The following is a 12747-nucleotide window of genomic DNA, read 5'->3' as shown; positions in this document are numbered from 1 at the left end:
GCCGCACGGAGACGGAGAGGCAGACAAGCCATGATCCGACGCAGAACGCTGCTGGCCGCCGCGGGCGGTGGCCTGCTGGGCAGCGCCCTGGCCACCGGCACCGCCCGCGCCGACGCCACGGTCGTCGTCAACCCGTCGTCGACGTACGGGACATGGGAGGGCTGGGGCACTTCCCTCGCCTGGTGGGCGAACGTCTTCGGTGCCCGCGACGACTTCGCCGACCTCTTCTTCACCACCAGGTCGACGACGTACAACGGCACCTCGCTCCCCGGCCTCGGCCTGAACATCGCCCGCTACAACCTGGGCGCGTGCAGCTGGAACACCGTCAACGGCGAGGGTATGGCCGCCTCCCCCGACATCCCCGCCTTCAAGCAGATCGAGGGCTACTGGCAGGACTGGAACAACGAGGACCCCGCCTCCACGGCCTGGAAGTGGACGGCGGACGCCACCCAGCGGGCCATGCTGGTGAAGGCCACCGCCCGGGGAGCCACCAGCGAACTGTTCGCCAACTCCCCGATGTGGTGGATGTGCCTGAACCACAACCCCTCCGGCGCCGCGGGCGGCGGCAACAACCTCCAGTCCTGGAACCACCGCCAGCACGCCTCCCACCTCGCGGCGGTGGCCCTGTACGCCAAGCAGCACTGGGGCGTGGACTTCGCGACCGTCGAGCCCTTCAACGAGCCCAGTTCCGGCTGGTGGACGGCGACCGGCACCCAGGAGGGCTGCCACCTGGACGCCGCGGTCCAGTCGGCCGTACTGCCGTACCTGCGAAGCGAACTGGACAAGCGGGGCCTGACCGGCACCAGGATCTCCGCCTCGGACGAGACCGGTTACGACCTCGCCCGTACCACCTGGAACTCCTTCTCCGCCACCACCAAGGGGTACGTGGACCGGGTCAACGTCCACGGCTACCAGGGCTCCGGCGGCCGCCGCGACCTGCTCTACACGGACGTCGTCACCACCGCCCACAAGGCCCTGTGGAACTCCGAGACCGGTGACGGCGACGGCACCGGCATGACCCTCGCGAGCAACCTCCTCTACGACTTCCGCTGGCTGCACCCCACGGCCTGGGTCTACTGGCAGGTCATGGACCCGTCGCCGGGCTGGGCGATGATCGCGTACGACGCGGGCACGCTCGCTCCCGGAGCCGTGCAGACGAAGTACTACGTGATGTCGCAGTTCAGCCGCCACATCCGCCCCGGGATGACGATCCTCGACACCGGCGCGAGCTACGCGGTGGCCGCCCTCGACAGGAGCGCCAGGCGCCTGGTCATCGTCGCGGCGAACACCGCCGCCTCGGCCCAGACCCTGACCTTCGACCTCTCCCGCTTCACGACGGTCACCGGCGGCGCGGGCGGCCTGGTCCCGCGCTGGAGCACGGTGACGACGGGCGGGGACCGGTACACGGCGTACTCGGACACCCACCTCAGCGGCCGGACGCTCGCGGTCCCCTTCGCGGCGCAGTCGGTCCAGACGCTCCAGGTGGACGGGGTCACGGTGTGACGGGGTGCCGCCGCCCGGGCCCCCGATCCGGGGTCCACGGCCCGCTACCCCGGGTCCATCCACTGTGACCAGCCCATACCTCTTCTCTGTCACCGGTCGGCAGTACGGTGTCCCCCATGCGCCCCGACACGCCTGCCGAGAACGTCGACCACACCGCCGAAGCGGCACGCCTGGAGCGGACCGCCGGCCTGTACCCGGAGGACGCCGAGGCCCTGCTCCTCCAGGCCGCGGCCCACCTGGAACTGGCCGGCGACCGCCCCGCCGCGAGCACGCTCTACGACCGCCTGCTGTCCACCCCGGCCGCCCTGGAGAACCCCCAGCTGGTACGCGCGCTGAAGGCGTCCAACCTGTGGGAGTACGGCCACGAGGCCGAGGCCCGCGCGATCATCGACGGAGTCCGCGCGTCCGCGCCCCGCGACCCGGCGCCCTGGGTGATCGTCGGCGAGACCCTGGAGTCCCACGACGAGCTGGAAGCGGCGCACGAGACCTTCACGGAGGGCGCGGCCGCGTTGCTGCCGGACGGCGCGGAGCCGCCCCGGGCCACCCACCCCCTCCTCTTCGGCCGCCACCGCGTACGCCGGATGCTGGGCCTGCCCCACGACGACCGGGACACCCTCGCGGACACCCTGCACTCCCTGCCCATCTCCCTGGACGAGCTGCACGACCCCAAGCGCGTGTGGTCCCTCGGCTCCGAGAACCCGGCCGAGCTGGAGGCGGAGATCTCCCGGCTGCGCGCGGAACTGGGCGCCTACCGGGAGGCCCTGTCCCGCCCGTTCCCCGTCGCCGTCCTGCACTGGCCGGCACCGGAACTGCGCGAACTCCTCGCCGCCTGTCCCGGCCTCGCCGCCGAGTACCCCTCCCACGAGGAGCACCTGGCGACGATAGAGGCGTCCCTGCGCGAACTCGCCGCCTCCGGCACCCCCAACCTGGGCATCGTCACCGGCACGGTCCCCTCCTACGAGGCCTTCGCCGCCTCCGAGGGCACCTCCCCGTCCGACCCGACCCTCCTCCCCCAGTACGCGACCACCCTCGCAGCCCGCGGCCGAGCAGCCGCCTGGCCCCCGCAGCGGGGGGCGGGGTGCTGGTGCGGGTCGGGGGGGTTGTACGGGGAGTGCCACGGGTCGTAGGGCCGTCAAGTGCTGGCCGAGGGTCCGAAGCGCACCCTCCACAGCGGCACTAGTATTCCGGCTGGTTCATCCTGAGGGGGGTTGACTTGCTGCCCATTGACATGAGCGCTGCACACAACATCGCAGCGATGGCGGAGTTGAAGGATGACATTGAACTCCACGAAGTGTTTGCGGAGCTCAGGTCCATCGACTCCACCGGCGCGCGTTTTGCTGCGGTACTGCGGGACACCATCGACCAATTGCTCAATGGTGAGGTCACAGGGCGATACGACTGGAAAGATCTGTACAAAACCGAGAGAACGCATGCCGGAACTCTCGTCGAAATCAATCTCCAGCGTGAATTCAAGTTCGCCGACGGAACAGCGATGGACTACCGGATTTCCGGCATCGAGGTGGACTGCAAGTACTCACAGAATTTCGGCGGCTGGATGATTCCACCGGAAGCGCGAGGACACCTCTGCCTCCTCTTGTGGGCTGACGATTACAAGAGCCGCTGGAGCGCCGGCCTCTTCCGCGTGCGTGGAGAATGGCTGAACAACGGGAGCAATCGAGACGCGAAGCTCACCATAAAGGCGATGCACCGGGACAAGATTCTCTGGTTGTGGCGCGATGCAGAGCTGCCCGAGAACGTGTTGCTCCACATGCAGCCATCCGACTGCAAGGCGGTTTTCGCTTCACCGTCCGGCCAGCAAAGAGTCAACGAATTGTTCCGCCGGGCACAGAGGCGACGTATCAGCCGCAACGTCGTGCGTACCGTCGCCCAGCAGAAGGACTACATGAAACGGGTCCGCGGCAACGGAGGTGCGCGTTCAGCACTGAGGCCGGAGGGAATTCTGATCATGGGTGACTACGACAGTCACCGGGCAGTCGCCAGGAAGCTCGGGATCCAGCCACCGGGCGACGGAGAATTCGTCAGCGTGCGCGTGGCCCGCGCCGCCGAGCGTCACCAGTCCGCCCCCCAGGTAACTCTCGGCGGGGACAACTGGGCAGTAGCCCATGACGACGATCCGCCGGAAATGGCGCCCCTGCTCCCGACGACTTCCCTGGCCTCGGCCAGCTGAATCCTTGCCACCGCTGCACCGGAAGACGACATGCCCCTGAGCCTTGAGAATGCTGCCCTCATCGACCAGTACGTGCATAATGCAGAGGCCATCAGCGCACTCTTTCTGGGCCTCTGCTGGAATGACTCCAACCTTGCCTCCGCCGCTGACATCGAGGTTCACGCCGGTGAGACTCTCCAGGATGCCTCCCATCGGCTCGGACTCGGATGGAACCCGGCATGGCTGACGGCCGCCGGATACACGGCATTCGACAGCGCCGGAACGGCCATTGACGGGCAGGCGCACGCATCTGGCAGTATTCACTGGTCTCCGGAAATCAGAACTTTCCGGTTTGACGACAAAGTGAAGGACTCCGCAACCGGCCACAGCCGACGCCGACGCACCTCGAGCGAGCTGGCAGTTCTTGCCCTCTGGACGGAGGTGGCGGCTCCCGCAGGTATCGACATCAATACGGTTCGGCCGCAGGAAATGGAGCGCAATACACGCGGCGCCCTCTTCCGTGATTTGATCATCTATTACCTTCGCCGCACTCTTCCAGTCGGCTGGCAGGTACGCCACGAGGTTCCGCTCACCCACATCCGTGGCCTGCACATGCGCAAGGACGTGAGTGACAGGAAGAGCGACATCCTCATCATTGATGACGGGAACCGGCTGGTCGCAGCCTTGTCCTCCAAGTGGAGCTGGCGGTCTGACCGCGGCACGGAAGCAGCACAGATGGTGCCGCTCACTCGCTACCGTCCAGACGTGCCCTACGCCATGGTGACGGCCGAATTCCCGCGGGCCGCGAGCGTTGCACGTGAGAGCGTGGAAGACGCGACCTACCACCTGTGCCCCGGGTGGGTAGGCGCATGGATGGCGGTAAACGAGCTGCCGACCGGGGTCTCACCCTGCGAGCGCTGGCCAGACCTGGCATCGCTCCGCCAGGAAGGCAGGGCGAGGGCCCAGACGCTCACCTTGAAGGGGCTCGACACACTGGCAGCTGATCTTCGGAATAGCGGAGACATCCTGTGATGCCAAGTGACCGGAACGATGACCAGACCGACGGCGTGTGGGTGCCGCCCGCCGGCTCGTGGGCGTCATCAGCAGCACGCCGCCGCAACATGCAGGCGATCCGGAACCGGGACACCAAGCCAGAGCGTCTGGTCCGGAGTCTTCTGCACGCACAGGGGCTGCGCTACCGAGTGGCCGCCAAGCCGCTGGACGGTCTCCGGCGGACGGCAGACATCGTCTTCCGTCCCGCAAAGGTGGCTGTGTTCATCGACGGCTGCTACTGGCACGGCTGCCCAGAACACTACGTCCCGCCCAGAACCAACTCCGGTTACTGGTCGGACAAGGTCGCGCGCAACATGGCCCGGGACAAGGACACTGACGAGCAGCTCCGGGCAGCCGGCTGGACCGTGCTCCGGTTCTGGGAGCACGATCCGGCCGAAGAGTGCGCGCTGAAGATTGCCGCTACCGTGAGCCGGCTCCGCAAAGCCAAGCCGTAGGTTCGCCGTCAGGCTTGCCGTTCGCGGGCCTCGGCCTCGAACGCGGCGTAGATCTGGTTTCCGACAGCCTGGGCAACGGGAGGCGGAAAAGCGTTGCCGACCTGCCGGTAAGCAGCTGTCTTCCGGCCCGAGAATTTCCATTCCGGCGGAAATCCCTGAATCAAAGCGGCCTGTGTAACGGTGAGTTTGGGACCATAATCAGAGAAGAGGTCGCGCTCAGCGTCCTTCACCTCATGCGGCTCGTTGGCCACTCCCAGACCGCACACGCCCAGGGAAGCCCAGGCTCGCTTGGCACGGGTGGGTCCCAGGTCGGCCCCGCCGTGCTTCTTCGAGCCGCCCACGATGGTGGGTGCCACACCTTCCAGTGCCTTTTCGTACCAGTTCTTGAAGGCCGCCTCTGCCCTGGGGTCATGAGCCACGGCGTCGTAGCGTTCCCTCATCGAGTCGTGCAGTGCCTCGCCCACAGTGACCACCCTGGTCTCTGCGGGTTTGTGGTGCTCGAAGAAGCGCGCGTATGCGGGCTTCATCGCGACCAGGATCGCCCTCGGGCGGAGCTGCGGGACGCCGTAGTCCTTGGCTTCGAGGATGTCCCAGTAGCACTTCTCGTAGCCCATCGACTCCAGGCGCTCGATGATGTCCTGACGGTACTCGGCGAACTTGGGATCAAGCAGGCCACGAACGTTCTCGATCATGACCGCCTTGGGCTCAAGGTCATGCACGAGGTCCAGCATCACCGGGAAGAGGTCCCGCTCGTCATCACGTCCCAGCTGCTTCCCCGCGGCTGAGAAGGGCGGGCACGGAACGCCACCCGCCAGGAGATCAAGGTCACCTGGTTCCAGGCCGAGACCGATCGGCTTGAATTCCCGGAGGTCGGCTTCGATGACCTTGCAGGCCTGCCACTCAGCGTTACCCTCCGTGTTGTCCCGCAGAGTCTGGCAGGCGTCCCTGTCGATCTCGATGAGCGCGACATGCCTGAAGCCCGCGTTGTGCAGACCTACCGCCTGCCCACCGGCCCCGGCACAGATTTCCACCGAGGTGTACTTGAGTTCGTTCGTGCGGGTCATGCCCCTCCTTACAGCCGTACAGCGGCAGACACGTTTTGCAATCCACCATCACTGAGGGTGACAGACGCCACTGACAACGAGCCCCACCAGTGTGCAGTACGTCCCGCAGTCCTCGGAACGTACCCTCCGCCACTCCCGAACGCTCGTACGATATGGCCCATGCGGATCCCTGGGTGGACTGAGGACGAACTTGTACTGGCCGGGGCGCTGGTCGTGCGGAACGGCTGGCGGGAACTGCGTACCGGGCACCCGGACGTACAGGAGCTGTCGGAACTGCTCCGGTCCCTTCCCATCCACAGCCCGGAAGCACACGCCCTGCCCGGCTTCCGGTCTCCTGACAGCGTGAGCCGCAAGACCACGGACTTCATGACGAATCACCCGCTCTACCGCGGCAAGGCCACTCGCTGCGGCAGGCCTACGCTGCTCATGATCGAGGCGTTCACTGACCGCGAGGCCGAGATGCTGCAGGTGGCCCAGGCCATTGAGCAGGGCATCGGGTCGGGGGAACTCCACCTCATCCCTCCGCAGCCTGGCGAAGTGGACGAGCAGGGCGTCACCGCCATCGAGGGCCGCCTCCTGGTTCGCCTGGCACTCAGCCGGGAACGGGATCCCCGGCTTCGCGCCCGGAAGATCGCGGAAGTCAGGAGAGCGGGGCGTCCGCTGGCCTGCGAGGTCTGTGACTTCGACTTCGCCCGCGTGTACGGCGCCCTGGGAGAGGGATACATCGAGGTGCATCACGCCACGCCCCTTCATGTGTCCGGTGTCAGGGAGACCCGGCTCAATGACCTCGCGTGCCTGTGTGCCAACTGTCACCGCATGTGCCACAGAAGCCGCCCTGGAGCGACGTGGCGCACTCCCGCTGCTCTCCGGGAGCAGATGCGGAAGGCGATGCCACCAGCCGCACACTAGGCGGCATCCGCTTCAGCCTCGTAATGCATCTGCGCCTGGTCGAGGACGTCGTCCGGGTCATGGCCCCGGGCGGCGGTCCAGTGCAGCAGGTCGGCGATCAGCTCAATAGCTGACTCGTGCAGGCCGCGCTCCTGCCCGCTCCCTGCGAGGTCCGCGCCAGCACCAATGCCCCGGTAGCCTTCCAGCACCCCCACCGCTCGCTCGATGCGTCGGCACACTCGCCCTGCACTGAGCGGAATCTCGCACCAGACAGCCTTACCTCCGGTCGTCAGCGCAGTACCCCAGTCCGCCGCCAGCGTGGCCAGCAGGTGCAGGCCCCGGCCGCACTCCTCATCGCAGGCCGACGTTCTGGCCGTTGGCGCGACGCGGCTCTTGTCGTGCACTTCGAGCCGGAGCCGCTCGCCTCTCCACTCGAGGATCAGCGTCGCCGCGGTGTTTTCGCCGACGTGCTTGATGACGTTCGTCGCCAGTTCGGTGACGAGCAGGCCTGCCTCGTCGGCTGCCGCAGGCACGCCCCACCGCCCCAGTTGCCTGGCCGTAGCCGCCCGGAGCAGCCGGACCTCCGCCGGCGCCGCCTCGAAGGGCAGAACACAGCGGAGCCGGGTTGTGACCTCGCAGTCAGACATGACTGCTCCTCCCTCCCTGCCACACAGGACCGCACGGCCCGTGTCCGTACGACTGCTCTGCGTGGCTTCCGGTTAGACGAGCATGGCACAGAGAATTCTCGCTGTGTAACTTCTCACCGGAATCGATCGAGTGAATGTGATGGTGGGCCCAGGAGCCCCTGCCTAGCCTGAGGTGGATCTCCGGGGCTTCACCCCACACACACGGCGAAGGAGCCGAATGTCAGAGCGGACCACGACACGCCGCCGTCAACTGGGAGCGACGCTGCGCAAGTTGCGGGCCCGCGCGGGGATGACGCTGGAGGAAGCCGGTCAGCTCGTCGGTGTTTCGAAAGCTACGGTCAGCCGTTACGAGACCCAGGCCGGGCCGGTCAGGTGGGTCGTCGTGGACGCTCTGTGCCGTGAGTACCGCGCAACGGATGCGGAGCTGCGAGCCGTAGTCGGACTCGCCAAGGACGCGAAGCAGCAGGGCTGGTGGAGCTCCTTCGCCGACTCGATCCCCGAGAGCATGAACCTGCTGCTCACTCTCGAAGACGATGCGGTCGGCGAAAGCCACTTCTCGTGCGTCTACGTCCCTGGCCTGCTGCAGACGCGTGCCTACAGCACAGCACTGCAGAGGGCCAACGAAGTGCCTCTTGAGCGGGCGGAGATCGAGAGGCTCGTCGACATCCGGATGAAACGGCAGGAGATCCTCACCCGCCCGAAGCCGCTGCGGCTCTGGGCCATCCTCGACGAGTCAGTCATCCGTCGCGTCGTCGGATCTCCCCGGATCATGAAGGAACAGCTCGGGCGGCTGCTCGAAGCGAACGAGTCTCCTCACATCACCCTGCAAGTACTGCCGTTCACCAAGGGCGCCCATGCCGCGGCACTGGGCAGTTTCGTCATCATCGGCGGTCCCGAGCCGGCTCTTGACGTGGTGTACGTCGACTTCCACACCGGATCCCTCTTCCTGGAAAAGGATGAGGAACTGGAGCGCTACAGACTTGCGTTCGAGTATCTGCGCGCACAAGCGTTGGACATGGAGGCTTCCTCCGCCATGATCCAGCGCGCTCGCGAGGAGTTGTAGATGCCCGTCGGTCGCCAGTCCGCCACCGCACCCCTGTGGTTCAAGTCGTCGTACAGCGGTGGCAACGCAACCGAGTGCTTGGAGGCCGCGTTCACCGTGTCCGGTGTCCTCATACGGGACTCCAAGCGGCCCGGCCGTGCGCACCTCGCTGTGTCAGCGGAGGTGTGGGCCAGGTTCCTGACGGATGTCCGGCACCTGACTGAGGAATCCTTGTAGACGCTCCGACGGTTTGCCGCAGGCTCACCGGCCTGGCGTGTACGACCGCCACGGCACGCACTGCCGACCGTGCCCAAACCGCCGGCCCTGATGGGGGCCCGACACAGGGCCGACCGGAGACGGCTGGAGTCAGGCGGGAGAGGATTCAGAGGTGAACCGAAAGAGGAGCAGGGGCGGAATATGAGCGCGGCGGTCGTGGCGGTCAGCTGTAACGGGGCGTACTCCTTCAGCAAGCCGAACCGGGAGAGCATCACCCTGCTCGCCGGGCTCGGGGTCGAGGGGGATGTGCATGCCGGGGTGACCGTGCGGCATCGGTTCCGGGTCGCTCAGGACCCGAGCCGGCCGAACCTGCGGCAGGTGCACCTCATCCACGCGGAGCTGTTCGACGAGATCGCTGAGCAGGGGTTCGCGGTCGCGCCCGGTGAGCTGGGGGAGAACATCACCACCCGGGGGATCAATCTGCTCGGGCTGCCCACCGGGGCCCTGCTGCGCATCGGTGACGAGGCCGTCGTCGAGGTGACCGGGCTGCGCAACCCGTGTGCCCAGATCGACCGCTTCCGGCGCGGCCTGCTGAAGCAGATGGTCGGGCGGGGTGCGGACGGGCGCGTCGTCTACCGGAGCGGGGTCATGGGCGTCGTACGGGAAGGCGGTGTCGTGCGGCCCGGGGATGTGATCGCGGTGGTGCTTCCGGAGGGGCCTCCTCGGCCTCTCCAGCGCGTCTGAGACACCGGTGCTCCCGTCGGCCGGCACCGCCCGGGGGGAGAAGCGGGCGGTGGCCGGCCGTGCGGCTGCTCGGGGCTCAGGCCGTGGGGGCCAGGTCGGCTCGGCCGAACAGCAGGGCGTAGCCCGGGGGGAGCTGCGCCAGGAGCCGGGTCACCAGGTCGTCGCCGGCCAGCCGGGCCAGGACGCCGAGGACCGAGCTGACGTCCCAGCGGGCCGTCGCGGCAGTCGCTCCTTCGACGCGGGCCGCCACCGACTCGACGAACTCGGGTGCGGTGCGGGGGCGGGTGACCGGGATCTCGGCGGTGAGCACCCGTGCCGCCTCCTCGGGCAGCGCCCGGGCCAGGTCCACCCGCTCCTCGCCGACCACGTGCGTGCCGAACGCCGCCAGCACGATGCGGGTGACGCGTTCCGCCTCCCGGTGGGTGGGATAGCGGCCCTCCTCGCGGACCTCCTCGACCAGTTCGGCCCAGGCGTCGCCGGCCGGCGGCCCCCCGGACGCGCGGGCCGGTGCCTTCGGGCTCGGCAGTGTCACTCGCGGTGCCGGCGGCACCTTCAGCACGCGCAGCGCTTCCGGCGCTCTCGGGACGGTCACGGTCGGCACCGTCGTCGTGGTCATACGTGCGGGCTCCCTTTCCGGTTCCGGTCCGCCCGCCGCCTGGGCCGCGGCGGGCCTGGATGACCTCGTCCCGCGGGCCGGCTTGGGGGGTGTCGGCCCGCGGGGCGCTTCTCCCTGGTGCGGCGCGGTCGGCCGCTGATCCGCTCAGCCGCTGATCTGCCTGCGCGGGCTGTCGCCGCCCGTGATCTGGATGCGGCGCGGCTTGGCCTGCTCGGCCACCGGGATGCGCAGCGTCAGCACACCGGCCTCGTAGGAGGCGTCGATGCGCTCGGTGTCGAGGGTCTCGCCGAGGAAGAGCTGGCGGGTGAAGGTGCCGCTGGCCCGCTCGGCGACGAGCAGCTCGGCGCCCTCGGGGGCGGGGGAACGGCGCTCGGCGCGGACGTTGAGGACGTTGCGCTCGACGTCCAGCTCGATCGTCTCGGGGTCGACGCCGGGGAGGTCGAAGTGGACCAGGAAGTCGTCCCCGGAGCGGTAGGCGTCCATGGCCATCGCGGTGGGGCGGGCGTCAGAGCCGAAGACCTGCTGCGCGAGTCGGTCGAATTCGCGGAACGGGTCGGTACGCATGAGCATCACGGGTCACTCCTCTCATCAGGAACTGGGTGCGATGCCCTACGTCTTCTTATATAGCTCAGGGGAGGAAACTTGACAAGCCTCGACTCAGGTTCGAGGGGGGAGAGGATGGAGCGCCGTTGCCGGGCCGGCGCGTCACCACCTGAAGCCCCGGCACAGCGGTCGGCCGCCTCCCCGGAGTGCGAACTCCGGCAAGGCGGCCGACCTGCGGATACTTGGTGTCTGTCTCTGGTGTCTGATGCCTCTACGCCGTAGCCGACGGCGTCGCCTTCGGCTTCGCCTTTCCGGCGGCAGCCGTCAGCGGGCGGGCGATGTCCTCCAGGGAGCGGCGTTCCGCCGGTACGGCGAGGGCCGCCGCGACCAGTCCGGCCGCGCACATCAGCCCCGCGCCGATCTGGAAGGCGAGGACCGTGTCGCCGACCTTGCCGGTGCTGGTGAGGTCCGCGAACAGCAGGGGGCCGCTGATGCCGCCGGCGGCGGTGCCGAGGGCGTAGAAGAAGGCGATGGACATCGCCCGGGTCTCCATCGGGAAGATCTCGGAGACGGTCAGATAGGCGCTGGAGGCGCCCGCGGAGGCGAAGAACAGCACCACGCACCAGCATGCCGTCAGGGTGGTCGCGCTGAGCGAGCCCCGGCCGAACAGCCAGGCGGTGCCGAACAGGAGCACGCCGGAGAGCAGGTAGGTGGAGGAGATCATGATCCGGCGGCCGACCGTGTCGAACAGCTTGCCCAGCAGCAGCGGGCCGAGGAAGTTGCCGATGGCGATGACCGCGAAGTAGTACCCGGTGTGGTCGGCCGGCACGTCGAAGAACTTGGTCAGGATGGCGCCGAAGCCGAAGGTGATGGCGTTGTACAGGAACGCCTGGCCGATGAAGAGGGAGAAGCCGAGCGCGGCCCGCTTGCGGTACTGGCCGAAGACGGTGCGGGAGATCTCCAGGAAGCTGACGCTCTTGCGCTGGTGGATCTCCAGCTCGCCCTCCGCCTCGGCGAGCGGCTTGCCCTTCTCCTCCTCCACCTGCTGTTCGATGGAGGCGACGATCTCCTCGGCCTCGCGCTCCCGGCCGTGGATCAGCAGCCAGCGCGGGCTCTCCGGCACGTGCCGGCGCACGAGGAGGATCACCAGGGCCAGGACCGTGCCCAGCGCGAAGGTCAGGCGCCAGCCGATGTTCGCGGGCAGCAGGCCGGTGTTCAGCGCGACGATGGAGAGCAGGGAGCCGCCGACGGCGCCCAGCCAGAAGCTGCCGTTGATGATCAGGTCGACGCGGCCGCGGTAGCGGGCCGGGATCAGCTCGTCGATCGCGGAGTTGATGGCCGCGTACTCACCGCCGATGCCGAAGCCGGTCAGGAACCGGAAGGTGAAGAACCACCAGGCCTCGGTGGACAGCGCGGTCAGGGCGGTCGCCGCGAGGTACACCGCCAGGGTGATCATGAACAGCTTCTTCCGGCCGAAGCGGTCGGTCAGCCGGCCCCAGAACAGGGCGCCCACGCAGGCGCCCGCCACGTACAGGGCGGCGGCGACGCCGGTGACCTGGCTGGAGGAGATCGACAGGCCGCTGCCGGGCTCGGAGAGCCGGCTGGCGATGTTGCCGACGACCGTGACCTCCAGGCCGTCGAGGATCCACACGGTCCCCAGGCCGATGACGATCGTCCAGTGCCAGCGCGACCAGGGCAGTCGGTCGAGCCGCGCGGGGATGTGGGTGGTGATGGTCCGGCCGGACTCGGCCGCCGCTGTACTCATGGGCTCCCTCCACGTCGAAGGCCGGGAACCGGGTGCCCCGAGGC

14 protein-coding genes are annotated in these 12747 nt (G+C 68.1%); 9 read left to right on the top strand and 5 right to left on the bottom strand.

All coding sequences use genetic code 11. The features are described from left to right. The first annotated feature begins 30 nt into the window (after positions 1-30). The 5 genes from ACZ6CZ_RS00410 (at position 31) to ACZ6CZ_RS00390 (ending at position 5178) form a co-directional block, all read left to right on the top strand. Complete coding sequence (locus ACZ6CZ_RS00410; RefSeq protein ID WP_469012365.1) at positions 31-1503, top strand: glycoside hydrolase; 1473 nt, start codon at positions 31-33, stop codon at positions 1501-1503. A gap of 116 nt (positions 1504-1619) precedes the next feature. Then, entirely contained in the window at positions 1620-2630 is a 1011-nt protein-coding gene (locus tag ACZ6CZ_RS00405) for an SEC-C domain-containing protein (protein ID WP_469012362.1), read from the top strand. Positions 2631-2716: 86 nt separating this feature from the next. After that, entirely contained in the window at positions 2717-3691 is a 975-nt protein-coding gene (locus ACZ6CZ_RS00400; RefSeq protein WP_469012360.1) for a NaeI family type II restriction endonuclease, read from the top strand. A 30-nt stretch (positions 3692-3721) separates the two neighbouring features. After that, positions 3722-4702, top strand: a complete 981-nt coding sequence (locus ACZ6CZ_RS00395) for a hypothetical protein (RefSeq protein ID WP_469012356.1) — start codon at positions 3722-3724, stop codon at positions 4700-4702. Further along, positions 4702-5178: a very short patch repair endonuclease gene (locus ACZ6CZ_RS00390; protein ID WP_469012351.1), complete on the top strand. Its 477-nt coding sequence runs from the start codon at positions 4702-4704 to the stop codon at positions 5176-5178. The genes ACZ6CZ_RS00395 and ACZ6CZ_RS00390 overlap by 1 nt, the downstream gene beginning before the upstream one ends. A gap of 8 nt (positions 5179-5186) precedes the next feature. Here ACZ6CZ_RS00390 and ACZ6CZ_RS00385 read toward each other — a convergent pair whose 3' ends face one another. After that, positions 5187-6242: a DNA cytosine methyltransferase gene (locus ACZ6CZ_RS00385; RefSeq protein WP_469012347.1), complete on the bottom strand. Its 1056-nt coding sequence runs from the start codon at positions 6240-6242 to the stop codon at positions 5187-5189. Between the two features lie 159 nt (positions 6243-6401). On the opposite strand from ACZ6CZ_RS00385, the gene ACZ6CZ_RS00380 reads away from it, so the two are divergent. Then, the gene (locus tag ACZ6CZ_RS00380) at positions 6402-7151 is read left to right on the top strand and encodes an HNH endonuclease (protein ID WP_469012342.1); all 750 of its coding nucleotides are present in this window, start codon (positions 6402-6404) and stop codon (positions 7149-7151) included. On the opposite strand, the gene ACZ6CZ_RS00375 is transcribed toward ACZ6CZ_RS00380, so the two are convergent. Beyond that, on the bottom strand, positions 7148-7777 hold the full coding sequence (locus ACZ6CZ_RS00375; RefSeq protein ID WP_469012340.1) for an ATP-binding protein: 630 nt from the start codon (positions 7775-7777) through the stop codon (positions 7148-7150). The two genes, ACZ6CZ_RS00380 and ACZ6CZ_RS00375, sit on opposite strands and share 4 nt — an antisense overlap. Before the next feature lie 217 nt (positions 7778-7994). Here ACZ6CZ_RS00375 and ACZ6CZ_RS00370 point away from each other — a divergent pair, with 217 nt between their 5' ends. The 3 genes from ACZ6CZ_RS00370 to ACZ6CZ_RS00360 all read left to right on the top strand — a co-directional run bounded on the left by ACZ6CZ_RS00370 (position 7995) and on the right by ACZ6CZ_RS00360 (position 9779). Beyond that, positions 7995-8840, top strand: coding sequence for a helix-turn-helix domain-containing protein (locus ACZ6CZ_RS00370; RefSeq protein WP_469012339.1), 846 nt, complete (start codon positions 7995-7997; stop codon positions 8838-8840). Continuing rightward, on the top strand, positions 8841-9056 hold the full coding sequence (locus ACZ6CZ_RS00365; RefSeq protein ID WP_469012334.1) for a DUF397 domain-containing protein: 216 nt from the start codon (positions 8841-8843) through the stop codon (positions 9054-9056). A 180-nt stretch (positions 9057-9236) separates the two neighbouring features. Further along, the gene (locus tag ACZ6CZ_RS00360; protein ID WP_469012329.1) at positions 9237-9779 is read left to right on the top strand and encodes an MOSC domain-containing protein; all 543 of its coding nucleotides are present in this window, start codon (positions 9237-9239) and stop codon (positions 9777-9779) included. A 76-nt stretch (positions 9780-9855) separates the two neighbouring features. Here the strand turns inward: ACZ6CZ_RS00360 and ACZ6CZ_RS00355 are convergent, their stop codons facing one another. The 3 genes from ACZ6CZ_RS00355 to ACZ6CZ_RS00345 form a co-directional block, all read right to left on the bottom strand. Then, the gene (locus tag ACZ6CZ_RS00355) at positions 9856-10395 is read right to left on the bottom strand and encodes a DUF2267 domain-containing protein (protein WP_469012327.1); all 540 of its coding nucleotides are present in this window, start codon (positions 10393-10395) and stop codon (positions 9856-9858) included. A 144-nt stretch (positions 10396-10539) separates the two neighbouring features. Further along, positions 10540-10965, bottom strand: a complete 426-nt coding sequence (locus ACZ6CZ_RS00350; protein ID WP_469014334.1) for an Hsp20/alpha crystallin family protein — start codon at positions 10963-10965, stop codon at positions 10540-10542. A 244-nt stretch (positions 10966-11209) separates the two neighbouring features. Further along, on the bottom strand, positions 11210-12703 hold the full coding sequence (locus ACZ6CZ_RS00345) for an MFS transporter (RefSeq protein ID WP_469012323.1): 1494 nt from the start codon (positions 12701-12703) through the stop codon (positions 11210-11212). Positions 12704-12747 lie beyond the last annotated feature (44 nt).

This window comes from Streptomyces sp. NPDC041135, assembly GCF_055592085.1.
Note: the sequence above shows the minus strand (reverse complement) of the source record. Positions and strands in the feature narration are given on the sequence as shown.

Bases quoted from the DNA above. Each gene is read 5' to 3' on its own strand.
- ACZ6CZ_RS00410 (WP_469012365.1), top strand. From the start codon at position 31: ATGATCCGACGCAGAACGCTGCTGGCCGCCGCGGGCGGTGGCCTGCTG.
- ACZ6CZ_RS00405 (WP_469012362.1), top strand. From the start codon at position 1,620: ATGCGCCCCGACACGCCTGCCGAGAACGTCGACCACACCGCCGAAGCG.
- ACZ6CZ_RS00395 (WP_469012356.1), top strand. From the start codon at position 3,722: ATGCCCCTGAGCCTTGAGAATGCTGCCCTCATCGACCAGTACGTGCAT.
- ACZ6CZ_RS00390 (WP_469012351.1), top strand. From the start codon at position 4,702: ATGCCAAGTGACCGGAACGATGACCAGACCGACGGCGTGTGGGTGCCG.
- ACZ6CZ_RS00385 (WP_469012347.1), bottom strand. From the start codon at position 6,242: ATGACCCGCACGAACGAACTCAAGTACACCTCGGTGGAAATCTGTGCC.
- ACZ6CZ_RS00380 (WP_469012342.1), top strand. From the start codon at position 6,402: ATGCGGATCCCTGGGTGGACTGAGGACGAACTTGTACTGGCCGGGGCG.
- ACZ6CZ_RS00375 (WP_469012340.1), bottom strand. From the start codon at position 7,777: ATGTCTGACTGCGAGGTCACAACCCGGCTCCGCTGTGTTCTGCCCTTC.
- ACZ6CZ_RS00370 (WP_469012339.1), top strand. From the start codon at position 7,995: ATGTCAGAGCGGACCACGACACGCCGCCGTCAACTGGGAGCGACGCTG.
- ACZ6CZ_RS00365 (WP_469012334.1), top strand. From the start codon at position 8,841: ATGCCCGTCGGTCGCCAGTCCGCCACCGCACCCCTGTGGTTCAAGTCG.
- ACZ6CZ_RS00360 (WP_469012329.1), top strand. From the start codon at position 9,237: ATGAGCGCGGCGGTCGTGGCGGTCAGCTGTAACGGGGCGTACTCCTTC.
- ACZ6CZ_RS00355 (WP_469012327.1), bottom strand. From the start codon at position 10,395: ATGACCACGACGACGGTGCCGACCGTGACCGTCCCGAGAGCGCCGGAA.
- ACZ6CZ_RS00350 (WP_469014334.1), bottom strand. From the start codon at position 10,965: ATGCTCATGCGTACCGACCCGTTCCGCGAATTCGACCGACTCGCGCAG.
- ACZ6CZ_RS00345 (WP_469012323.1), bottom strand. From the start codon at position 12,703: ATGAGTACAGCGGCGGCCGAGTCCGGCCGGACCATCACCACCCACATC.